The sequence below is a fragment of the Enterobacter sp. C4G1 genome, assembly GCF_052886895.1.
Genome location: NZ_JBQVVV010000002.1, coordinates 356,340 through 378,276, shown reverse-complemented (window position 1 = coordinate 378,276; position 21,937 = coordinate 356,340). Strand labels below are relative to the sequence as shown.

Below are 21,937 nucleotides of genomic sequence, written 5' to 3'. Positions count from 1 at the left end.
CGGAATCGATATACTGTACATAACTACAGTGTGAGGTGCGCATAATGGCTGTTGAAACAAAATTTGTTGTCGTAAGAAAAGGTGAAGAGAAAATGACATTTGCCAGTAAGAAAGAGGCTGACGCTTACGACAAACTGCTCGATATGGCAGACGCGTTCACCGACTGGCTGTTGCAAAGCGGAATGCAGATGGATGAAACGCAGGCTGAAAATCTTGGCCTGTATCTCGCCGAGCAGAAAGAGACCGTGCAGCATATTCTGCGTACCAGCAAGCTTCCCGATCTCAATGTCCCTGTTGAAACGGATAAAACAGAATCCGATGCGGCAGACACGAAAAAAATCAAAGCCGTGAAAGCGGCCTGATTGTCAGAGAAATAAGCACCGTTCCTCCAGCCGTAAGCAGGCAGCTGCTTACGGCTTTTTCAGTTGTCTGAAGGGATCAGCAACGAGGTGAGAGGAAACTGTCTTGCTTATATTTGTCCCAGATAATCGCTTTCTGTTCCGGCGTGTAGTTAATACGCGTTCTTCGTTTCATGGCAACGTCCCCCTTCAATTAAGGATAGCGTTGCACCAACCCCTTGAACTCACAGCCAAAAACGGACGTGACTAACATCATGCTGAAATAATCTCATCAGAGCAGACAAGCCCACTTTTTTCCTCCTGGAGTAGTGGGCCTGGGCATGTATTAGTCATTAGCGCTGACCAGCCAGTTCATGACAAAGCGCACCGATCTGTTCCACTGCATTTAGCAACCTGGGCGAGGGTTCATTCGCACAATTTAGCCGCAGGAAGTTCTGAAATTCCGCCCCCGGGGAAAACAGAAGGCCAGGACTGACACCAATGCCCAGCGCCAGCGCGCGACGGTGTACCACCAATGCATTCAGTGGATGCGGAAGTTCTATCCACAACAAGAAACCGGCTGTCGGCACGGCAATACGAGTGCCAGGAGGGAAGCTTGCTTTGACCCGAGCGATGACGGCTTGTACCCCCTCTGTGACCCGAAGCTTCAGGCGCCGCAGATGACGCTCGTAGTCTCCACTTGCCAGTATATCGCTCGCAGCTGCTTCAAGCAGCGGTGCGCCTGCCCAATCCCCGGCCATGCGAGCCTGCAATACCTGCGTGTGGTAGCGTCCTGCCGCAACCCAACCGATTCTCCAGCCAGGTGCAAGGGTTTTGGATAATGAACTGCAGTAAATCACACTCCCACTCTGGTCGAACGCCTTACAGGCCGGAGGACGCTGCCCCTCACCTGCCAAGTCACCATACACATCGTCCTCAATTAAAGGGATGCCTGCACGTTCAATCAGAGCAACAAGTTCCTGCTTGCGAGTGACGGGCATACTGGCACCGAGTGGGTTTTGCACAGTGGGCGAGGCTAGTACGGCTGCGGGACGGTGGCGCTGGATAGCTTCATCCAGAGATGCCAGTAACAGACCTTCAGCGGGATCCGTGGGGATTTGTAATGCCTTGAGGCCTAAGTCCTCCAGCAGCAGGAGCGTACCGAAGTAGGCGGGTTGCTCAATTGCCACTACATCACCTGGCTGACATACAGCTCGAAGAGCCAGACGCAGTGCCTGCGTCGCTCCAGCCGTGATGACGAGATCTTCCGGACCAAAATGGGCCCCCCACTGTGCAGCGCGTACGGCTATATTTCTACGCAGGTCTGCCCTTCCCGGCGGTAGGCTGTAGCTCTGCCCGTGTGCTTCCAGGCGACGGCTTGCAGTCTGTAGCGCCCGCTGTAGCGTATCTGTTGGCAGCCATATTGGATCGGGCAGCGCTGCTCCAAGTGGTACCAGACGGGCTTCTGCGCTACTGAATATTGAACGGGCTACTGCCGACATGGTCACGGGGACTGGGCCAGGTAAATGATGGGAAGACTGCATGTTCTGAGGTGTGTTTATCTGGCAAACGAAGTAGCCCGAACGCGGACGCGCAACGATCAGGCCTTCGGCCTCAAGACAACGGAGTGCTTCCAGAGCCGTCGGGAGGCTAACTTGCTCGCGTTCGGCCAGTTTGCGCGCGGAGATCATCCTGTCTCCGACTCGCAATACACCTGATGCAAGGGTAAAGCGCAGCATTTCAGCAATACGGCGGTAATGTGGGGACAACAGACGTGGGACGGACATAGCGAACTGTATAGTCTGATTTTCGATAGATCTGACTATACAGACAATGATGTGGCCCTTCTATAGTGGTGCCGAACCCAATCAAGGAGGCATTATGCATAGCGACAACTTCGACCTTTCTACTTATTTCCGTCGTATAAACTACACTGGGCATGCAGCCGCTGATACCACTACGTTGCACGCGCTCATGCGTCATCAACTCTTTTCGGTGCCCTTCGAGAATCTGGATGTACAGGCTGGCAAAGTCGTCTCCCTGGTACCCGAAGACATTGCAGACAAACTGCTACAACGAGGTCGTGGTGGATACTGCTATGAGGTCAATGGGCTATTTGCCATGGCGTTGGGCGCTTTAGGTATTCCCTACCGTTTCGTTGCAGCTCGTCCGATGTTCTACCCGGCACTCCGACCGAAAACGCATATGGTATTAATTGCTGAGGTCGATGACCGCCTGTGGCTTTGCGATCTAGGATTCGGCAGCTATGGTATTCGCGCACCGATCGCCATCGACATGCTAGACACGGATATCGAACAGGATTTCGACACTTTCCGACTTATCCGTGATGTTAATAGCGAGTACCTGCTACAAGCGAAGGTGGAAGGCGAATGGGCCAATCAATACAGTTTTAATCTGTCACCCCAGGAATGGATTGATTTCATCCCGGCCAATTACCTCAACTCCACCCATCCTGATGCCATCTTTGTGCAGAAGTTACTGATCGTGCAGCACAGCTCCGAGGGTCGCCAGATTTTGCTGGGTAATGTGCTGAAGACAATCACTGCAGATGGCGTAGAAAAGCAGCAACTGACGGAGGACGATATCGCCCATGTACTGAAAAAACGCTTTGCTCTTCCTGTACCGCAATAAATGGGGAATACAGTTTAATCCCGGGCACAGCCTTCCCTTTATTTATCCTGATGAAAATATACAGAGGGCTGGCTGGCATATCTATCGCAGACTACTGGCGAAGCCAGGGTGTTATCGTCCGTCCGGTGAGCAGCCTTTCAGTACTGAGCATACGAGTGACTGTGTGTACCCATGGCTCTGTGCGGCTAGCCATTAACAGGCGATAACCCTTCTCGCTCAAAGCAGGCCTTGCTGTTTTCACACATGTCCGCAAAAACCGCGTTCAAAAGAGTAACCACTGAGGGATGTTTAGATGACTTTTCGGGTGAACTGTTGCTCAGTAATGGTACTGCCCCACTGATCGCCTTCCCATTCTTTCGACAATTCAAATCCGAATGATTCGTACAATCGCCTTGCCGCTGTAAGTTTATTAAACGTCCATAATTGTACTGAAGAGAACTTTTGCTCATCGCAAAATTTCATCGCCTCGGCAATGAGTTTTCTGCCCACCCCGCTGCCACGACATCCGTCGTCAAGGATGAACCAGCGCAGATGTGCCTCATTATCTCCCAGGTCTTCCCCGTCAATTGCAACTGAGCCGACTATGCGATCGTTCACCATTGCCAGCCATATCTGATTACAGGGCTTTTCCAGGCGGTCAGAAAAATCAACAAGGCCTGCGGCAACCTTCCTTTCAAAAAAAGAACCGAAGTGATGCTCTCTGGCGTAATAGCGGCCATGCATTTCAGTAATTCGGCCAATCATACCGGCATGATAACCCGTGACTATTTCGACGCTGTTTCGCAATTTGCATTCGCTGTTTTCGCGGCTTGCTTTCAGCGCGCTGGCATATGAAGAAAGGCCCTGTGACACAGCGTGCTGGGTAAAGTGATCCAATTTCCCGAGTGCCGCTGCGACCTGTTCGTCAGCGTAAGTATTAATGTTGCGTACGGTCTCTCTGCCCTTCCCGGTAAGGCTTAGCAGCTTCGTCCTCGCATCTTCAGCGGACGGGTTTTCTTCGAGTTCTCCAGCTTTGACAAGTTTAGCAAGCATCCGGCTGACGCTGGATTTTTCTAACCCTATAATCTGAACCAATTGAGCGGCAGTCATTGACCCGTGCGCGTCAACCTCAAGCATGGAGTGAACGGCTGAAGGCGGATAGTCCGTTGTCGCCAGGTTTTGGTTCATGAACCCCAGCTCTCGCACCATTAAGCGTGATGCCGCACGTATAGTTTGTATGTTCTTCAGTTCAGAAATCATCAGTATTACCCTGCATAGATGGTTGTGCCATACAACCATCTATGCAGGGAATGTGTCAATCACTTCATGTCTGCTTCATGCCCGGTGCGGTCTTTGGTGTCAGCCCGCCAGTTCTGGCATTTGCGCCATCACAAACGCTAAAACTTTTTCCGCATCGAGTGAGGCATAGGGAAGACTTTCAATCACAGCAATAGAACGGGAGTCGCCAACAATTCTTTCAATCTCCTCGGCCTTATACTGAATATGCGGGGCAATGAGAAATGCGTCGAAAGCGGGAGCCACGCTCGCAAAATTATCCAGGCCTACCGCACCTACAATAAGAGGATGCCCCTTGTGTTCCGCCAGTAACTGCATCTTTTTGGCGAGAGAATTTGCTGTGTTTCCAAACAAACAACATATCAGTAGCTTTTTCATCTTTTTACCTCCTGAGAATTATGCACAGGATATGACTCGCCATGTTCATAAAATGAGCACTACCTCATATTTGTGTGAAGGACCCATAATTATATTGATGAACTTTATGGCAAAGATGACGGGGCATATTGGTGAACGACAAGATTGGGTTATCTCTTTTAAGTCACAGATTGTCTGCTTGTTTAGCGATTGTGGTTAATGACCAATGGTGCCGCCAGTATTGGTGCGGTCATCCAGCCAGGTACCCAGTTCGCTCCCGCGCGTACCCGTGATTGAGTATTGTGCCAGGTCGACACTGAACAGCAGTACGCCATTAATCACGCGCGGTCGCTCTACCAGATGACCGTCATAACGAACCTCGTGCGGCTTCACGACAATCACCCGATTACCGAGACGCTGGCCGTTTGCGGCAAACACTGAGTAAGTGCCTTTGAATTTGGTGAAGTCCTGGCTTTTCTTCTCCGCTGCGGCATTCTGGGCCGGGGTTTTGTGGATATCGCAGGTAGATCCGGCGTTCATTTCATTACAACCGGAGCGCTCCAGCTGCTCGCGGTATTTGGCACTGATGGCGTGAGCCGGGGCTGCGGCGACGGTCGCCAGCGTGAGTGCAATCATCAATTTTTTCATGGTCAGTCCTTAGCGGTTAGCGTCTTTTTCAATAGCAATAATTTGAGAGCGTGCGGGTTTCACAAAACTGTTTCAGCAGCGTGTTTTCCTGCCGTGATTTCCGGTGCTGGAAAGACAACACCCGGACTGCTTCATGCAGCGACTCATCGAGTCTGGTACTGAACATGACCCGCTTTGACGCTGGCGTGTCCTTATTCCCTTTTCCTTTTTGGGTTGCTTGATTATGTTCGGTATTCATAACGCCTCATCGTGCTGCTGTTGAACCGTATTCGCGTTTCGGGATTGGAAATTGAGGCTTTTGTGGAAACATGTCAACACACAAAAGTGTTTTCAAATTGTTAATATAGCCTTGTATATAATTCATTCACATATCCAAAAACCGTTCAAATGAAAACCAAATTAAAGTCAATACAAAATAGTAATATTAGTGACTATTATTTATTCAAACTTATATTTCAATGTAATTAAATAGTCTATAAAATGTCTATTAGGCTACCCAATACCGCGCACTGCAACACTTCGTAACACCTGATGGCCACCCTCCAGTGCTTCGCCGCCCCCATATTGAAGCCCCGTGAAGTCAAATTTCCAGTAATTTTAGCCAGCAGAAATGCGCTCCCTATAAGCTTCCGGTCTTTGTTTTAATCTGGTTAATTTTTTAAAATTGATGTAAAAACACGTAATCGCAGACTGTATTTGAAGTGCAAATAAAACACTATAAAGTTTGATGTTAGTCATGTTTCAGTGTGAGGTGTCTGACAGAAATTGACTGGCACAGTGTGTGTAATGACAGGGTAAACATAAAGATCACCACTTGCGGTGATCTTTTATAGACATTTTATGAGGATGATCTCCGGGAAAAAAAGAGAAATTAGTCAGTCAATAGTGTACCATGACGAGACATTTCCTTTTGGTCATTGACGACGAAAATCCCCCAATTTATCACCAGCGCGGCGCAGTGGTCAGCAACGTCAAAGAGGCATCCTCAGTGTAAAATTGGGTTGAACCCTATGCCCGATTGCGGGTATACCGTGACGTTACGACCGCGATCATTGCACAAGGTTACTTTGCCGGTTTGCGAGGCATCTTCCAGAACAACAGCGCCCGGCCTACATTTTCAGCGTATCGATCACCGCTCTCAGCGCGGGCGACACGTTGCGGTGCGGATAGTAAAGGAACAGTCCCTCCATGCGCAGGCTATAGCGCAGCAACACCCGGATAAGCGTTCCGCGTTCAAGGTCGTCCGCCACCAGCTCTACCGGCACATACGCCAGCCCCAGACCCAGCCGTGCGGCTTCAGCTTCCATATAGCTGTCGGATAACGACCACTGTCCTTCTGGGCGATGGGTAATTATCTTCTCATCCTGCACCAGTTCCCAGTGGTAAAGACTGCCGTCGGCGAACTGATAAGCAATACAGGGGTGAGCCGTCAGTTCAGCAGGCGTTTGCGGGAAACCGTAGCGGCGAAAGTGATCCGGCGTGCCCACCACCGCCATATCCATGTCGGGCGTGATGCGCACCGCTATCATTCCCTGCCCCACTTCCGGCCCCAGGCGCACGCCGGCATCGAACCGCTCGGCGATGATGTCGACAAAGCGGCTCTCGTTCATCAACTCCAGCCGGATATCCGGGTAGCGCTGCTTAAATACTGCGAGTTTCGGCAGCAAACATTTGTCGATAGCGTGCTGGCTGGCATTAATGCGCACCGTGCCGGAGGGTGTCTCACGAAAATGCGCCAGGGTGGCAAGACCGTTATCCAGCGCATCAAATCCCGACTCAGTGGTGCGATAAAGTTGCTCGCCAGCCTGAGTCAGGGACAGTTTTCGTGTGGTGCGTACCAGCAACTGAACGCCCAGCCGCGCTTCCAGTTCGCGCACCGAACGGCTGATCCCGGATTGTGCCAGGCCAAGACGTTGCGCGGCTGCCGTAAAGCTTCCTTCCCGCACTACCTGCATAAACAGGTAAAGCTCATTGTAGTTTTCCCGCTTCGCCATCTCACACCCACATTTATAACAACATGGTATGAATCCTAGCAGTTTTAGCCCTCTAATCAGCACTATTTCTGCTAACTATAATGGCCGCATCACAACAACGCACGGTACCTCTTATGAAAAAATTCACTCAAAAACTATCAGTTGCGATGCTGCTCTGCGCATCATTAAGTGGAGTCACGACAATGAGTTATGCAGAAACTACCAACCCAAACGCCCCCGTTTCAATGGTGACCACCTGGGACAAAACCTTCGCCGAAAGTGACAAGGTCGATCATCGCAAGGTGTCATTCCAGAACCGCTATGGGATAACCCTGGTGGGAGATTTGTATCTTCCTAAAGATCGTGGCGACCGCAAACTGGCGGCGATTGCCGTCAGCGGGCCGTTTGGCGCGGTTAAGGAGCAGTCCAGCGGCCTGTACGCACAGACTCTGGCTGAAAACGGATTTGTGACCCTGGCATTCGACCCGTCCTATACGGGCGAAAGCGGCGGTCAGCCGCGCAACGTTGCCTCGCCAGATATCAACACCGAAGACTTTAGCGCGGCGGTGGATTTCCTCGGTATTCAGAAAGAGGTGGACCGAAACCGTATTGGCATTCTCGGCATCTGCGGCTGGGGCGGCATGGCGCTCAACGCGGCATCCATGGATACCCGCGTGAAAGCGGTCGCCACCAGCGTAATGTATGACATGAGCCGCGCCATGGGTCACGGTGTGGGCGACGGGAAAGATCGTTACACCACCGCGGACCGCCATGCCGTATTGCAGTATCTGAACGAACAGCGCTGGAAAGATGCCGAAAGCGGCACCTTCGCCCATGCGGGCCATGACATTTATGTCGATGAGCGCGGTAAGGTGACTGTCGCCGACCGTATCCTGCCGGAGTCATTACCTGCAAACCCGCATCCGGTGCTGAAAGAGTTCTTTGATTACTACCGGATGCCGCGTGGCTACCATGCGCGTTCCGTCAACTCAACCGGCGCATGGACGGCGACAACGCCGTTATCTTTTATGAACATGCCGCTGCTGAGTTATGCCAAAGAGATAACCATCCCGACGCTTATCGTCACTGGCGAGAAAGCGCACTCCCGCTATTTTGCTGAAGATGCGTTCAACGCCGTGGGCAGTAAACAGAAAGAACTGGTGATTGTCCCGGGTGCAAACCATGTTGATCTCTACGACAACGTTGCCGGAAAAATTCCGTTTGCCCACTTTGAGCAGTTCTTCAAAACCAGCCTGAAATAACCTGCAACGCCACCCGTTTTTACGGGTGGCTCTTTGTGAAATCTGACTATGTCCACACTGAACCATACCTCATCAGCAAACGCTGAACCTGCGCACTGGGGCGGTATTTTTGCCATGACCCTGTGCGTGTTCGTCCTGATAGCCTCGGAATTTATGCCCGTCAGCCTGCTCACTCCCATCGCCCGGGATCTGGGGGTGACAGAGGGACTCGCAGGCTATGGCATTGCCATCTCCGGTGCGCTGGCGGTGCTGACCAGCCTGAGTCTTTCTCAACTAGCCGGGAAGATGAATCGCAAATATCTGCTGCTGGGCATGACGATGTTGATGGCGATATCGGGGATCATTATTGCCTACGCGACTGGCTATCTGATGTATATGGCAGGCCGTGCGCTTATTGGCATCGCGATCGGCGGATTCTGGTCGATGTCCGCCGCGACGGCTCTCCGTCTTGTGCCGCAACATCAGGTATCCCGCGCTCTGGCTATCTTCAACGGCGGTAACGCGCTGGCGACGGTCATCGCCGCCCCGCTTGGCAGCTATCTCGGTGCGACCATTGGCTGGCGCGGTGCCTTTCTGTGTCTGGTGCCTGTCGCCATCATCGCCGTTATCTGGCAGTGTTTTAGCCTGCCTGACATGAAGAGTCATCAGAGCCCGCGCGGGAGCGTATTTCGCCTGTTCCGCCAGCGCGTGGTACGTACAGGGCTGATGGCCTGTGGCCTGTTCTTTATGGGACAGTTTGCGTTATTTACCTATATCCGGCCGTTCCTGGAAAACGTCACCCGTGTCAGCCCTTCCGGCTTATCGCTGATTCTGCTCGCCATCGGTATGGCGGGTTTTATTGGTACGCTGATCGTTGCCCGTGTTCTGAACACCGCATTTTACCCAACGTTAATAGCGATCCCGTTACTGATGGCGGTCATTGCCGGCGCGTTAATCCTGGCCGGACACAGCGTGTGGATGGTGGCGGTGCTGGCCGGCGTGTGGGGGATGCTGGCAACGGCGGCACCCACAGGCTGGTGGACATGGCTTGCCCGCACCCTTCCCGATGACGCAGAGGCAGGCGGCGGACTGATGGTTGCCGTGATCCAACTCTGCATTGCGCTGGGCTCAACGGTGGGCGGCATGGTGTTCGACCATTCCGGCTGGCAGAGCACCTTTGCGATGAGTGGCCTGTTACTGCTGAGTGCCGTTGTACTGACCTTTTTCACGTCACGGCCAAGGTGAGGTAACCTAACAGGTCAGAGCCTTGCTCGGGGATGTGCATAAAATACGGCAACATATCCGTGAAGGATCCGTCAGTTTGCCCTTCCCGTTGTGCTCTGCCATTTCTGGTAGCTTTGCGGTAAAAACGCAATCTGGCCTATTGTTTGAATTAATTCATCCCCTAAAGGACACCTGCACCATGCTCAAGATCCTCGGCAAAACCACCTCGATAAACGTTCGCAAAGTACTCTGGACCTGTGAAGAAGCCGGGCTGGACTATCAGCAGGAAGATTTCGGCATCGGTTTTGCCTCGACGGAAACGGAAGAATTTCGCGCCCTTAACCCAAACGCGATGGTGCCGGTGCTGATTGATGCGGAATTTGTATTGTGGGAATCCAACTCCATTTGTCGCTATCTGGCGCGCAAAGCCGGACGCGACGACTTGCTACCTTCTGAGCCAAAAGCCTGCGCGAATGTTGAACACTGGATGGACTGGCAAGCCACGGAATTCAACAACGCCTGGCGCTACGTCTTCCCGGCGCTGGCGCGCAAGAACCCGGACTATAACGACCCAGACCGCATAGTCGCAGGCATTAAAGAATGGAACCACTGCATTGGCATCCTTGAACAACAGCTCCAGCGCACAGGGGCGTGGGCGGCGGGCGATACCTTTACCCTTGCGGATATCGTGCTGGGATTGTCGGTAAACCGCTGGAAAATGACGCCGTTCGAGCACCCTTCTGTCCCGGCCATCGATGCCTGGTTTGCGCGCCTTAACCAGCGTCCGGCATTTTTACGCCACGGCAATAACGGAATGGTGTAAGGCTTATGCGCCGTCTTCTGATTGCCGCAAATCAGTCCGGAGACGGCCCACGCTCCAGGAAGGTGGAGAGCGCGATATAACTGCGCACGGAACGCACGCCGTCAACGCTCTGAATTTCCATCAGGAAGTTCTCCAGCGACTCGGTATCGGCAGCCCGCACCTTAATCAGTACGCAACCATCCCCGGCAACAGTATGCAGCTCTTCAACCTCTTTTCGGCTGGTGAACTGGAGCAGATCCCTGGTGGCTTTATACGTGCTGGTGTCGATAACTAGAAAGGTCAATAACGTCCTTCCGAGCTTGCAGCCATCCAGCACTGCAACCGTGTTTTTAATCACCCCGTCGCGTTTCAGGCGCTTCACGCGGTCGTGAACCGCCGGGGCTGAAAGATGCACAATTTCGCTCAACTCGACGTAACTCCGCCCGGCGTCTTCAGCCAACGCGCCTAATATTTTTCGGTCGATCGCATCAAGATCCGCCGGTTTGTGCTTCACCGGCTTAATGCCATCTTTTTCTTTATCAACGTCACCCATACAACCTCGATTGCAGAATAAAAATATGAATATACTTAATTTTACTTAATAACATTCATCCTGCAATCATTACCGGAGTTAACATGCCTGTCGCACTTTTCGCCCTCGCCATCGGCGCATTCGGCATCGGTCTTACCGAATTCGTTATCGCGGGGATCCTCCCACAAATCGCCGCTGAATTTGCTGTCAGCATTCCCGCTGCCGGGCAAATGGCCACCTCCTACGCGCTCGGTGTGTTTATCGGTGCGCCGCTGCTGACAATTGTGGGGTCACGTATTCCGCGTAAAACCATGCTGATGAGTCTGGCGCTGATATTCACGCTCGGCAACATCATCACCGCACTCGCCCCGACGCTGGCGCTTGCCGTGACAGGCCGGATAATCACTTCCTTCAACCACGGTGCTTTTTTTGGTATCGGCTCGATTATTGCGGCTTCGCTGGTTGCACCAGGGCGTCAGGCCAGCGCTATTGCCTTTATGTTTTCCGGGCTGACGCTGGCAAATCTGGTGGGTGTCCCGGTGGGAACCTGGCTTGCTCAGACATTCAGCTGGCGTTTGGTTTTCTGGGTGATTGCCGGAATTGGTCTTGTCACCATTGCCAGCATTGCCCTGCTGGTGCCGCGCATTGAGAAAGCTAAGCCGATCGCCCTGAAAACGGAGCTGCGTGCGTTTGTTGATCCTCAGGTATTACTGGTGATGGGCATTACCGTATTCGGCCCGGCCGCTTTTTTCACCTCCATTACCTACATCGCGCCGATGATGGTCGAAGAAGCCGGTTTTTCTGCCGGTGGCGTCGCCTGGCTGATGGTACTGTTTGGCCTTGGGCTGGCAGTCGGAAACTGGATCGGTGGACGCTTTGCAGACCGTTCGCTGTTTGGCACCCTTTTCGTCACCCTCGCCGCACAGGGAATTGTCCTGCTGGTGTTCTGGGCCGGCGTCGATAACCAGATTGTCGCGGCAGGCTCCGTATTCCTGATGGCGGCCTTCGGTTTTGCGACAGTGTCACCGATTCAGAAACTGGTGATGGATCGCGCAAGCCATGCCGGTGCACCCACAATGGCGGCATCCGTCAATATCGGCATGTTCAACCTGGGGAATGCGCTGGGTGCCTGGGCGGGCGGTGCCGCCATCGCGGCCGGTTTTGGCCTGGCATCACCCAACTGGGCTGGCGCTATCCTGTCGGTTATTGCACTCGGGCTTGCGCTGATTGCGTGGCAGAGTGCGCGCAAAGAATATGTTTTACAGGTGAATGCGGAATAACCACCACTCGTTTTTAAAGCAACTGCCCCAGCAAACGTTGCATATTGTCGTCACAGGAAATCTCGTCAGGCCGGTTAACAATACTGCCGACCAGGCTCAGCAACGCTTGTTTGTTCTCCTCGAGCTGTTTTTGCATCGTCTCAATTTCCGCAATACGTGTGTTCAGGGACTGGATCAGTCCCTCATGATCCCACTGTTTTTGCGGTTGTGGCAGAAAGCGGCGAATTTGCTCAAGCGAAAAACCGGTGCGCTGCGCGTTGTCGATAATCTTCAGCAGATTTGCCGCTGGCGCAGAATAGGTGCGATACCCGTTGCCTTGTCGCGAAGGTCTGGGAAGCAGACCTTCCGCTTCGTAAAAACGAATTCGCGATGGTGTAATTCCCGTGATTTTTGCCAGCTCGCCAATTTTCATTTCATCCGCCCTTGCCTGTTGACCTTAAAGTTAACTTTAAACTTATACTTTTTGCACGGTCAACTGACGATCGCAAAATGCGTCTTCACTGAGGAGCTGAAATGCAAACCATTCTGGGTGCCAGCGGGCAAATTGCCCGCGAACTGGCCCGCGAGTTAAAGCGCAATTACACCGATAACCTGCGACTGGTCAGCCGTCACCCGCAGAAAGTTAACGACAGCGATATGACGTTTGCCGCCGATCTGCTTGATGCGCAGCAAACCCGGAACGCGGTGAAAGGCAGCGATACGGTCTATTTTGCTGCGGGTTTGCCGCCCGACACCACCCTGTGGGAGCGACAGTTCCCGGCCATGCTGAAAAACGCGCTTGAAGCCACCCGAATGGCCGGGGCGAAATTCGTCTATTTTGACAATACCTATATGTACCTCCAGAGCAACGCACCGCAAACCGAAGAGACGCGCTTTGCCCCGCGCGGGCGAAAAGGAAAAGTGCGGGCAGCGATGGCAGACAGGGTGCTTGATGAGATGAAACGCGCAGAGATCCCCGTGCTTATAGGACGTGCACCTGAATTCTACGGGCCCGGTAAGACGCAAAGCTTTACCAATGCGCTGATCCTCGACACGCTACAAAGCGGCAAACGGCCACGCGTTCCGGTACGTGACGATAAACTCCGCACGCTCATCTGGACACCTGACGCCAGCCGTGCGCTGGCTGTGCTGGGCAATACGCCCGACGCCTACGGTCAGAGCTGGCATTTGCCCTGCTGCGATGACCGTCTTACCTACCAGCAATTTGTCACGCTCGCCTGTGACATCTTCGGCCAGCAGGCGGATTACAGCGTCATCAGTAAACTGGCGTTTACTGTGGCAGGAGTCGTTTCGAAGGGTGCCCGTGAAATACGCGAACTGCTGCCGAGGTATGAGTTTGATAACCTGTTTGAGTCAGCAAAATTTAAACAGCGCTTCCCCGATTTCGCCGTCACCACCTACCGTGAAGGGCTGGAGAAAATCAGGCAGGAATGGAACAAGTCCGGCACGTTGTAAGGTAAACCGCGTCGCCCGCACACCGGGCGCGCGGCCCAATATGTGACGGTGTCACATTTCATTTTCGTCTTTAGGACTATTCTGCCTCTCCCATAGCCAGCCCTTACCCCATCTGGCCTGACACAAGGTTTACTCATTAATCATAGGGTTACTGATTTCCCCTCTTCGCTGGAACCCTTCCCGGTCACTTGCTATAGCTCATCTACCCCTGCCAAAACATGGCATAACAACAGGCAACCTGTGGTTGCTATAACGCATGAGCACAGGGAGACACACCGCAATGCACGCGTCATTACTAAAACGTTCTCTGCTTTTTATCGCCGCCATTATCGCTGTTCTTGCTCTTCTGGCCTGGGGCATTGGGCTTGAGACAATCAAAGCGCGCCAGGTTGATTTGCTCTACCTCGGGCAGCAGCACCTGATACTGGTTTTCTCCTCTATGTTCTTCGCTCTGCTGATTGGCATCCCAAGCGGGATCCTGCTGAGTCGCCCCGCAGCACGCGGGATAGCAGAATACGTGATGCAAATCTTTAACGTGGGCAATACCCTGCCGCCGCTGGCCGTTCTGGCACTGGCGATGGTGGTGATCGGAATTGGCGATAAACCTGCCGTTATCGCGCTGTTCCTGGCGTCTCTGCTGCCGATTGTGCGAAACACCTACGCCGGATTGTGCTCGGTTCCAGCATCCTTGCTGGAAGCCGCGAACGGCATCGGAATGACGCGGCGGCAACGTCTGCTTCAGGTCGAAATCCCCAACGCCTGGCCGGTGATGCTCTCCGGTATTCGCATTGCCACAGCGATCAACGTAGGTACGGCACCATTGGCCTTCCTGATTGGTGCCAGCAGCTACGGTGAGCTGATTTTTCCCGGCATCTACCTTAACGATTTCCCGACGCTGATTTTAGGCGCAGCGGCCACCGCCCTGTTCGCCCTTATCCTCGATACCCTGCTGGCTGCGCTGGGTCGCGTGATGAGTCCGCATCTCGCTCGATAACAATAACAAGGAGCTTTTATGAGATTACTTTCCGGCCTCACGGCCCTCTGTGCTGCAGCGCTTTTTTCCAGCCAGACGCTCGCCGCCCCGCTGATTCTGGCGACCAAGAGCTTTACCGAACAGCATATTCTCTCGGCTATGACCGTACAGTACCTGCAAAAGAAGGGCTTTCAGGTGCAGCCGCAAACCAATATCGCAACGGTGATTTCCCGTAACGCGATGATCAATAAGCAGATTGATATGACCTGGGAGTACACGGGTACGTCCCTCATCATCTTTAACCACATCAACAAACGCATGTCGCCGCAGGAATCTTACGAGACGGTAAAACGCCTGGACGCGAAGCACGGTCTGGTCTGGCTCAAACCTGCGAATATGAACAACACCTATGCCTTTGCCATGCAGCGTAAGCGCGCCGAGGCCGAGCACATCAATACCCTGTCGGAGTTAGTGGCCAAGATTGAGCAGATCCGAAAAACCGACCCGGACAACAACTGGCTGCTGGGTTTAGACCTGGAGTTTGCCGGGCGCAGCGACGGGATGAAGCCCCTACAGGCAGCGTACAACATGGCGCTGGATCGCCCGCAAATCCGTCAGATGGATCCGGGGCTGGTTTATAACGCCGTGCGCGATGGCTTTGTCGATGCCGGGCTGATTTACACCACCGACGGGCGCGTGAAGGGTTTTGACCTCAAGGTACTGGAAGACGATAAAGGCTTCTTCCCGAGCTACGCAGTTACCCCGGTGGTGCGCAAAGACACGCTGGCGGCCAATCCCGGGCTGGAAGAGGCGCTGGATACCCTTTCCGGCCAGCTCAATAACGACGTTATCACCGAACTGAATAAAAAAGTGGATATCGATCATCAGTCACCGCAGCAGGTCGCCCGTGATTTCCTGCGTAGCAAACAGATGCTGTAGGAGGCGCTATGGATACCGTTCATTACATCCTTGATAACTGGAGCTACCTGTTAACCCTGACGCTACAGCACCTGTGGCTGGTGGCGCTCGCCGTTGGCTTAGCCATCATCACCGGCGTGCCGCTGGGTATTTTGATTGTCCGCCATAAATGGCTGGCCACGCCCGTACTCGGTGTTGCCACTCTTGTGCTGACAATTCCGTCTATTGCCCTGTTCGGCCTGATGATCCCGCTCTTTTCGCTGATCGGTCAGGGTATTGGTGCCCTGCCCGCCATTACGGCGGTGTTCCTCTACTCGTTACTGCCGATTGTGCGCAACACCCATACCGCGCTCGACAGCCTGCCGCCGGGCTTGCGGGAAGCAGGACGCGGCATCGGTATGACCTTCTGGCAACGTCTGCGCTGGGTCGAAATTCCGATTGCGCTGCCGGTGATTTTCGGCGGGATCCGCACCGCCGTGGTGATGAACATTGGGGTCATGGCGATTGCCGCAGTCATCGGCGCGGGTGGGCTGGGCCTTCTGCTGCTTAACGGCATTGGCGGCAGCGATATCCGAATGTTGATTGCGGGCGCACTGATGATTTGTCTTTTAGCAATTGTGCTCGACTGGCTGCTGCATCGCCTCCAGGTCGTGCTGACTCCGAAGGGGATTCGATAATGATAAAACTGGAAAATCTCAGCAAACACTTTTCACAGAAACAAGGGCAGACCGTGAAGGCTGTCGACAACGTCAACCTGAATGTCCCCGAAGGGGAAATGTGCATCCTGCTTGGCCCTTCCGGGTGCGGGAAAACCACAACCCTGAAGATGATTAACCGCCTGATACCCCCCAGCAGCGGGACGATCCTCATCAACGGCGAAGACACCAGCACCATGGATACCGTCACCCTGCGCCGCAACATTGGTTACGTCATCCAGCAAATCGGTCTGTTCCCGAATATGACCATTGAAGAGAACATTACCGTGGTGCCGCGCATGTTGGGCTGGGACAAAGCCCGCTGTAAAACCCGCGCGCAAGAGCTGATGGACATGGTGGCGATGGATCCGCATAAGTTCCTGAACCGCTATCCCCGTGAGATGTCCGGCGGGCAAGCAGCGTATCGGGGTGATCCGCGCTCTGGCGGCAGATCCGCCAGTGTTGCTGATGGATGAACCTTTCGGCGCCGTCGACCCGATTAACCGTGAGGTGATCCAGAATCAGTTCCTGGAGATGCAGCGTAAGCTGAAAAAGACGGTAATGCTGGTGAGCCACGATATCGATGAAGCGCTAAAACTTGGCGACCGGATCGCCGTCTTCCGTCAGGGGCGGATAGTTCAGTGCGCCAGCCCGGACGAGCTGCTGGCGAAACCGGCGAATGAATTTGTCGGCTCGTTTGTCGGGCAGGACAGAACCCTGAAACGCCTGCTGCTGGTTTCTGCCGGTGATGTGACCGATCAGCAGCCTACCATCACGGCGCGTGAAGCGACGCCACTGTCAGAAGCCTTTGCCACAATGGATGATAACGATATCCGCGCCATTACCGTGGTGGATGACCAGGGCAAACCGCTGGGCTTTGTGAAGCGCCGTGAAGCGCGCAACGCCAGCGGAACATGCCGCGATATCCTGCACCCGTTCCGCATGACGGGCAAAGCCGAAGATAACCTGCGTGTGGTGTTGTCCCGTCTGTACGAGAGCAACGCCAGCTGGATGCCGATTGTCGATGAAGATGGGCGCTATAACGGCGAAATTTCTCAGGATTACATTGCAGAGTACCTGAGCTCAGGCCGCACACGTCGGGCGCTGAATATTGCTAGCGAGAGCTAATACCGGGCCGGGCAATGCCCGGTTTTTTTTCGCACGCATACCTTTTGCTAACCTCGCGATTTCCCATCACAATATTGTATCTTTCCCGTTTACGCGTGCCCCATGCAACGTCTTCATACTTACCCCGACATTCGTGCCATGTTTCGCCGGCTCCTGATTGCCACTCTTACAGGCGTGCTGGCCGCGTTGGCTGTTGCTGTTTTTCGCCACGCGATGTTTCTGCTTGAATGGCTGTTTCTGGCTAACCAGAGCGGCAGCCTGGTGAATGCTGCGGGTGCGCTTTCCCCTTGGAGACGGGCGCTCACGCCAGCACTGGGTGGGCTGGCGGCGGGGTTATTGCTGTGGGGATGGCAACGACTGACCGCGCAACGCCCGCAGGCGCCCACCGATTACATGGAAGCCCTCGAAACGGGTGACGGGCAGTTCGACTACGGCGCCAGCCTTGTTAAATCGCTGGCATCTTTGCTGGTGGTATCCAGCGGCAGCGCCATTGGCCGTGAAGGCGCGATGATCCTGCTTGCGGCGCTCGCCGCATCGTTTTTTGCCCAACGCTTCACCCCGAAATCAGAATGGAAATTGTGGATTGCCTGCGGTGCCGCGGCCGGGATGGCCAGCGCCTACCATGCGCCGCTGGCCGGAAGCCTGTTCATCGCGGAAATTTTGTTTGGCACGCTGATGCTGGCCTCACTTGGTCCGGTGGTGATTGCGGCCGTTGTGGCATTGCTCACCACGCGTCTGCTCAGCCCGGGTGCCAGTACGCTCTATGAGGTGCATCTTAGCGACACGCTGACCGCCGTTGATTATGCGCTCATGCTGGGGATGGGACTGCTGGCGGGCGTGTGTGGCCCGTTGCTGATGTGGCTGATGAACGCCAGCCACTCTCTTTTTCTGCGGCTCAAACTTTCGCCGCCGTTCCAGCTTGCGCTTGGCGGCCTGATTGTCGGGCTGTTGTCGCTACTGACGCCAAAAGTCTGGGGCAATGGCTACAGCGTGGTACAGGCATTTCTGCTGTCACCGCCGTTGCTGGCGGTAATTGCCGGGGTCTTTATCTGCAAATTGCTGGCGGTGCTGGCAAGCAGCGGTTCGGGCGCGCCGGGCGGGGTGTTCACCCCGACGCTGTTCGTCGGTATGGCGACAGGAATGCTGTTTGCGCAGATCTTCGCGCTATGGTTTCCCGGTTCAGAAACCGCGATTTTGCTGGGGCTGGCGGGAATGGCAACGCTGCTGGCGGCCACCACACATGCACCGATTATGTCGGCACTGATGGTCTGTGAAATGACCGGACAGTATTCGCTGCTGCCCGGTTTACTGGTTGCGTGTGTGATTGCCTCGGTGCTGTCTAGGACGTTACGCCACGACTCTATCTACGGACAACATGCTACCGAGCGCGGAGAGATTGATATACTGCGATAGCTCACGCTGTTCGGCACGGGGCAGATAAGGCAACTCGCCAACTAATGGCCCAGGCAGTTTTTTGCTCAGCACATCGATAATTTCAGCGTAATGCGCCAGCCCCGGGTTGATGCGGTTTGCTACCCACCCCATCAATGGCAGGCCGTCATTGGCAATCGCCTGTGCTGTCAACAACGCATGGTTGATGCACCCTTCCTGAATGCCCACCACCATAATGACTGGCAGTTGTTCCTGAACAACCCATTCTGACAGCGGGCGCAAATCGTTCATCAGGCTGCGCCAGCCGCCCGTCCCCTCGACAACAACGTGGTCAACCTTTTCACTCAGGTTTGCCAGGCCGTCTGACAAAAGGGTGTAATTGATAAGGCCGCTGTGCGCCACGCTGCTCTCATCTTCGCTTAACGCGATAGGATTTACGGCGTGATACGGCAATTCCAGCGTTGAGACACTTTGCAGGACCAGCGCATCTTTATTACGCAATCCTTCAGGCGTCTCTTTACTGCCTTTTGCGACCGGTTTGTACCCTGCTACACTTTTACCGTTTGCCGCCAGGGCTTGCAGCAAAGCACGGGACACAACGGTCTTGCCGACAGAGGTATCAGTACCCGTTACAAAGAAACGCTTAAGCATGACTCATCCCACCTCTTGGTGATGCCTCGAAAATATAAACCAGGTAAATAATTCAGTGGGGGAAGTCTAAGGGATGCATACGCTACCCGGCTTGAGATAGCGCAATTTTTCTTACATCTGTGGAAATGAGTTAGCCCTGGAGCAAACGAATCAGTAACGAACCGTTGTACATAGCGTCTTTTACCAGCGCCGCACCGGCCATGGTTCCCTGGTTCGAGAACTGGGTGCTTTCGACCACGATATTCTTACTGTATGCAGGGAGTGACTGCTGGCGAATGCAATCCGAAATAGCCGGGAACAGGATGTCCGCCGCCTGGCTGAGCGGTGAGCCAATCAATATCTTTTGCGGGTTAAACAAATTCACCATGATGGCGAGAATGCGGCCGACGTTATTGCCCACACCGGTGATGATATCTTTTGCCAGCAGATCGCCCTGCCTCGCCGCCGCACACAGAGCATCGACCGTTAACGGCTGGCCATGCAACGTAGAACTCATCGACTGGCTCAGTCGCACCTGCGCGAGTTCCATCACGCTTTCAACGCTGGCGATGGTTTCCAGGCATCCGTGGTTACCGCAGTAGCAGCGCTTACCATAGGGATCGACCTGAGTATGGCCAATTTCCACCAGGCTGCTGCTACCGGCATGAAGCAAACGACCATCAGTGATGACCCCGGCCCCCACGTTATGATCGATAACCACCTGAATAACATCGCGTGCGCCGCGGGATGCGCCAAACAGCGCCTCTGCCATTGTCCAGGCACTGATATCGTGCTGAATATAGACCGGCACGCCGGTATGGTTTTTCAGCACTTCGCCAAGCGGCATCTCTTTGACGCCATCGTAAAACGGCATCCGATGCACAATCCCGTTTTCCGTGTCGATGATACCCGGCATGGTGATGGCAATCGCCGTTAAGCGCTCAAGACGCTGCTGATGGCGAATAAAGAACTGGTCAATATGCGTGAGGATCGCGTCCAGAAGTGACTGTTCGGTATCAAGCGGCAGCTCCAGGCGGTCTTCAACCACCAGTTTGCTGCTCAGATCGCGCAGGGCGAGGAAAATTTCGCCACGGCTGATACGCAGCGACAGGTAGTGCCACGCCTCGGTTTCCACCACCAGCCCCACCGCAGGGCGGCCACGGCTGCCCGGCTCCTGAATTTCGGTCTCCTGAACCAGATGTGCTTCCAGCATTTCACGAACAATTTTGGTAATACTGGCAGGTGCCAGTTGTGCCAGGCGCGAAAGATCGATACGCGAAACCGGACCAAGCTGATCAATCAGGCGATAAACCGCGCCAGCGTTGGTCTGCTTAATCTGATCAATGTGCCCTGGCTGACTATCAGCAACCACCTCGTACTCCCTTATTTTCGAGCTTCGAAATAAACTGTGGGCTATGGTGAAGCACTTCAATGGTGCTCGTCAAATATTTACTTAGCCATGTGATTTACTGCACATTTTTTCCCGCTTTCCTTATACATTTCGCCCCCGCGAAGCCGTCATCAACTGCGTTTTGAAACGCTGTGCCGCATGACTGAGTTCCCGGTGTTTTGACCATACCAGCCACATCTCAGAAATGGCGTCGTCTTCCTCAATGGCCACCCAGCGCATTTCCCGCAGCTGTACCCGCTTAAACGAAGCTGGAAGGATAGAAACGCCAAGCCCGGCGGCTACCAGGCCGATAATGGTCATCGCCTCGCCCACTTCTTGCGTAATGGTCGGGGTAAGACCGTAACGACGCATCAGCCCCAGAATGTCGTCATATAACCCGGTTCCTACCTGCGGGTCGAAAAAGACGAACGGCTCGTTAGCCAGTTCTGCCAGCGAAACCGTGGAGCATGAGGCCAGCGGATGGTCATGCGGGATCATCGCCATCAGCGGCTCGCGCAGGATAACCTGCCATTCAAGCGAGTCCGGCAGCTGGGTGTTTCGCATCAGGCCCAGGTCAAGCGAGCCTTCATTCAGCGGGGCAATTTGTTCGCGGGTGTTGATTTCACGGGTCTGAAGATGGACATCCGGGAAATGACGGCGAAACGACGAAAGCGTGGCCGATACCGCGCTGATAAAGGGGGCGGATGAGGTAAAACCAATGCGCAGTTCACCGGCCTCTCCCAGGTAGAGTCGCTCTGCCCTGGCGGCAGCGTCATCAACCATGCTCAGGATCTGGCGGCTGTCGATAAGAAACTGTTTCCCCGCCGCCGTCAGGCTCACACTGCGGTTGGTCCGTGCCAGTAAGCGCGCCCCAATTTGCTGCTCCAGGATCTGAATTTGCTGGCTTAACGGTGGCTGGGAGATATTCAGACGGGCGGCAGCGCGACCAAAATGCAGCTCTTCTGCCACGGCAATAAAGTAGCGCAGGTGACGCAGTTCGATATTCATATTTTTAAAGTATCATTTGAGATTAT

22 protein-coding genes and 2 pseudogenes are annotated in these 21,937 nt (G+C 54.1%); 12 read left to right on the top strand and 12 right to left on the bottom strand.

The window, feature by feature from the left end:
- Positions 1 to 44: 44 nt before the first annotated feature.
- Positions 45 to 362, top strand: a complete 318-nt coding sequence (locus ACT9TW_RS15690) for a YebG family protein (protein WP_182060865.1) — start codon at positions 45 to 47, stop codon at positions 360 to 362.
- Between the two features lie 329 nt (positions 363 to 691).
- On the opposite strand, the gene ACT9TW_RS15685 is transcribed toward ACT9TW_RS15690, so the two are convergent.
- A complete protein-coding gene (locus tag ACT9TW_RS15685; protein WP_315688463.1) occupies positions 692 to 2,125 on the bottom strand; it encodes an aminotransferase-like domain-containing protein in 1,434 nt (477 codons plus the stop codon).
- 94 nt (positions 2,126 to 2,219) lie between these two features.
- On the opposite strand from ACT9TW_RS15685, the gene ACT9TW_RS15680 reads away from it, so the two are divergent.
- A complete protein-coding gene (locus ACT9TW_RS15680; protein WP_446492952.1) occupies positions 2,220 to 2,990 on the top strand; it encodes an arylamine N-acetyltransferase family protein in 771 nt (256 codons plus the stop codon).
- Positions 2,991 to 3,081: 91 nt separating this feature from the next.
- Here ACT9TW_RS15680 and ACT9TW_RS15675 read toward each other — a convergent pair.
- The 6 genes and pseudogenes from ACT9TW_RS15675 to ACT9TW_RS15650 all read right to left on the bottom strand — a co-directional run.
- A pseudogene (locus tag ACT9TW_RS15675) lies at positions 3,082 to 3,225 on the bottom strand (glyoxalase); the annotation flags it as partial.
- 53 nt (positions 3,226 to 3,278) lie between these two features.
- Entirely contained in the window at positions 3,279 to 4,229 is a 951-nt protein-coding gene (locus tag ACT9TW_RS15670; RefSeq protein ID WP_446492951.1) for a bifunctional helix-turn-helix transcriptional regulator/GNAT family N-acetyltransferase, read from the bottom strand.
- 99 nt (positions 4,230 to 4,328) lie between these two features.
- Positions 4,329 to 4,643 (bottom strand): PTS sugar transporter subunit IIB, encoded by a 315-nt coding sequence (locus ACT9TW_RS15665; RefSeq protein ID WP_315688462.1) that lies wholly within the window; start codon positions 4,641 to 4,643, stop codon positions 4,329 to 4,331.
- Positions 4,644 to 4,838: 195 nt separating this feature from the next.
- Complete coding sequence (locus ACT9TW_RS15660) at positions 4,839 to 5,270, bottom strand: hypothetical protein (protein WP_182060860.1); 432 nt, start codon at positions 5,268 to 5,270, stop codon at positions 4,839 to 4,841.
- A gap of 28 nt (positions 5,271 to 5,298) precedes the next feature.
- Positions 5,299 to 5,508 carry a hypothetical protein gene (locus tag ACT9TW_RS15655; protein WP_446492950.1) on the bottom strand — a complete coding sequence of 70 codons (210 nt, stop codon included), beginning with the start codon at positions 5,506 to 5,508 and terminating at the stop codon, positions 5,299 to 5,301.
- Between the two features lie 871 nt (positions 5,509 to 6,379).
- Positions 6,380 to 7,264: a LysR family transcriptional regulator gene (locus ACT9TW_RS15650; protein WP_182060858.1), complete on the bottom strand. Its 885-nt coding sequence runs from the start codon at positions 7,262 to 7,264 to the stop codon at positions 6,380 to 6,382.
- 113 nt (positions 7,265 to 7,377) lie between these two features.
- Here ACT9TW_RS15650 and ACT9TW_RS15645 point away from each other — a divergent pair, with 113 nt between their 5' ends.
- The 3 genes from ACT9TW_RS15645 (at position 7,378) to ACT9TW_RS15635 (ending at position 10,531) form a co-directional block, all read left to right on the top strand.
- Positions 7,378 to 8,505 carry an alpha/beta hydrolase gene (locus ACT9TW_RS15645; RefSeq protein ID WP_182060857.1) on the top strand — a complete coding sequence of 376 codons (1,128 nt, stop codon included), beginning with the start codon at positions 7,378 to 7,380 and terminating at the stop codon, positions 8,503 to 8,505.
- 48 nt (positions 8,506 to 8,553) lie between these two features.
- Entirely contained in the window at positions 8,554 to 9,729 is a 1,176-nt protein-coding gene (locus tag ACT9TW_RS15640) for an MFS transporter (protein WP_446492949.1), read from the top strand.
- 178 nt (positions 9,730 to 9,907) lie between these two features.
- Complete coding sequence (locus ACT9TW_RS15635; RefSeq protein ID WP_182060851.1) at positions 9,908 to 10,531, top strand: glutathione S-transferase family protein; 624 nt, start codon at positions 9,908 to 9,910, stop codon at positions 10,529 to 10,531.
- A gap of 31 nt (positions 10,532 to 10,562) precedes the next feature.
- Here the strand turns inward: ACT9TW_RS15635 and ACT9TW_RS15630 are convergent, their stop codons facing one another.
- The gene (locus tag ACT9TW_RS15630; RefSeq protein ID WP_182060850.1) at positions 10,563 to 11,063 is read right to left on the bottom strand and encodes an Lrp/AsnC family transcriptional regulator; all 501 of its coding nucleotides are present in this window, start codon (positions 11,061 to 11,063) and stop codon (positions 10,563 to 10,565) included.
- Positions 11,064 to 11,146: 83 nt separating this feature from the next.
- On the opposite strand from ACT9TW_RS15630, the gene ACT9TW_RS15625 reads away from it, so the two are divergent.
- On the top strand, positions 11,147 to 12,322 hold the full coding sequence (locus ACT9TW_RS15625) for an MFS transporter (RefSeq protein ID WP_446492948.1): 1,176 nt from the start codon (positions 11,147 to 11,149) through the stop codon (positions 12,320 to 12,322).
- 13 nt (positions 12,323 to 12,335) lie between these two features.
- Here ACT9TW_RS15625 and ACT9TW_RS15620 read toward each other — a convergent pair whose 3' ends face one another.
- The gene (locus tag ACT9TW_RS15620; protein WP_446492947.1) at positions 12,336 to 12,734 is read right to left on the bottom strand and encodes a MerR family transcriptional regulator; all 399 of its coding nucleotides are present in this window, start codon (positions 12,732 to 12,734) and stop codon (positions 12,336 to 12,338) included.
- A gap of 101 nt (positions 12,735 to 12,835) precedes the next feature.
- On the opposite strand from ACT9TW_RS15620, the gene ACT9TW_RS15615 reads away from it, so the two are divergent.
- From ACT9TW_RS15615 to clcB, 6 genes and pseudogenes are all read left to right on the top strand, one after another.
- Positions 12,836 to 13,777, top strand: coding sequence for an NAD-dependent epimerase/dehydratase family protein (locus ACT9TW_RS15615; RefSeq protein WP_446492946.1), 942 nt, complete (start codon positions 12,836 to 12,838; stop codon positions 13,775 to 13,777).
- A 280-nt stretch (positions 13,778 to 14,057) separates the two neighbouring features.
- Entirely contained in the window at positions 14,058 to 14,771 is a 714-nt protein-coding gene (gene osmY, locus ACT9TW_RS15610; RefSeq protein ID WP_446492945.1) for an osmoprotectant ABC transporter permease OsmY, read from the top strand.
- Positions 14,772 to 14,789: 18 nt separating this feature from the next.
- Positions 14,790 to 15,689, top strand: a complete 900-nt coding sequence (gene osmX / locus ACT9TW_RS15605; RefSeq protein WP_446492944.1) for an osmoprotectant ABC transporter substrate-binding protein OsmX — start codon at positions 14,790 to 14,792, stop codon at positions 15,687 to 15,689.
- An 8-nt stretch (positions 15,690 to 15,697) separates the two neighbouring features.
- Positions 15,698 to 16,345 (top strand): osmoprotectant ABC transporter permease OsmW, encoded by a 648-nt coding sequence (gene osmW / locus ACT9TW_RS15600; protein WP_446492943.1) that lies wholly within the window; start codon positions 15,698 to 15,700, stop codon positions 16,343 to 16,345.
- Positions 16,345 to 17,491 (top strand): annotated as a pseudogene (gene osmV / locus ACT9TW_RS15595) (osmoprotectant ABC transporter ATP-binding protein OsmV). The gene osmW and the pseudogene osmV overlap by 1 nt, the downstream one beginning before the upstream one ends.
- A gap of 102 nt (positions 17,492 to 17,593) precedes the next feature.
- Positions 17,594 to 18,904 (top strand): voltage-gated ClC-type chloride channel ClcB, encoded by a 1,311-nt coding sequence (gene clcB / locus ACT9TW_RS15590; protein WP_446492942.1) that lies wholly within the window; start codon positions 17,594 to 17,596, stop codon positions 18,902 to 18,904.
- Here clcB and bioD read toward each other — a convergent pair.
- From bioD to ACT9TW_RS15575, 3 genes are all read right to left on the bottom strand, one after another.
- The gene (gene bioD, locus ACT9TW_RS15585) at positions 18,839 to 19,534 is read right to left on the bottom strand and encodes a dethiobiotin synthase (RefSeq protein WP_446492941.1); all 696 of its coding nucleotides are present in this window, start codon (positions 19,532 to 19,534) and stop codon (positions 18,839 to 18,841) included. The genes clcB and bioD overlap by 66 nt on opposite strands.
- Before the next feature lie 130 nt (positions 19,535 to 19,664).
- Complete coding sequence (mlc, locus tag ACT9TW_RS15580) at positions 19,665 to 20,885, bottom strand: sugar metabolism global transcriptional regulator Mlc (RefSeq protein WP_182060840.1); 1,221 nt, start codon at positions 20,883 to 20,885, stop codon at positions 19,665 to 19,667.
- 120 nt (positions 20,886 to 21,005) lie between these two features.
- The gene (locus ACT9TW_RS15575; protein ID WP_446492940.1) at positions 21,006 to 21,911 is read right to left on the bottom strand and encodes a LysR family transcriptional regulator; all 906 of its coding nucleotides are present in this window, start codon (positions 21,909 to 21,911) and stop codon (positions 21,006 to 21,008) included.
- Positions 21,912 to 21,937: the final 26 nt, after the last annotated feature.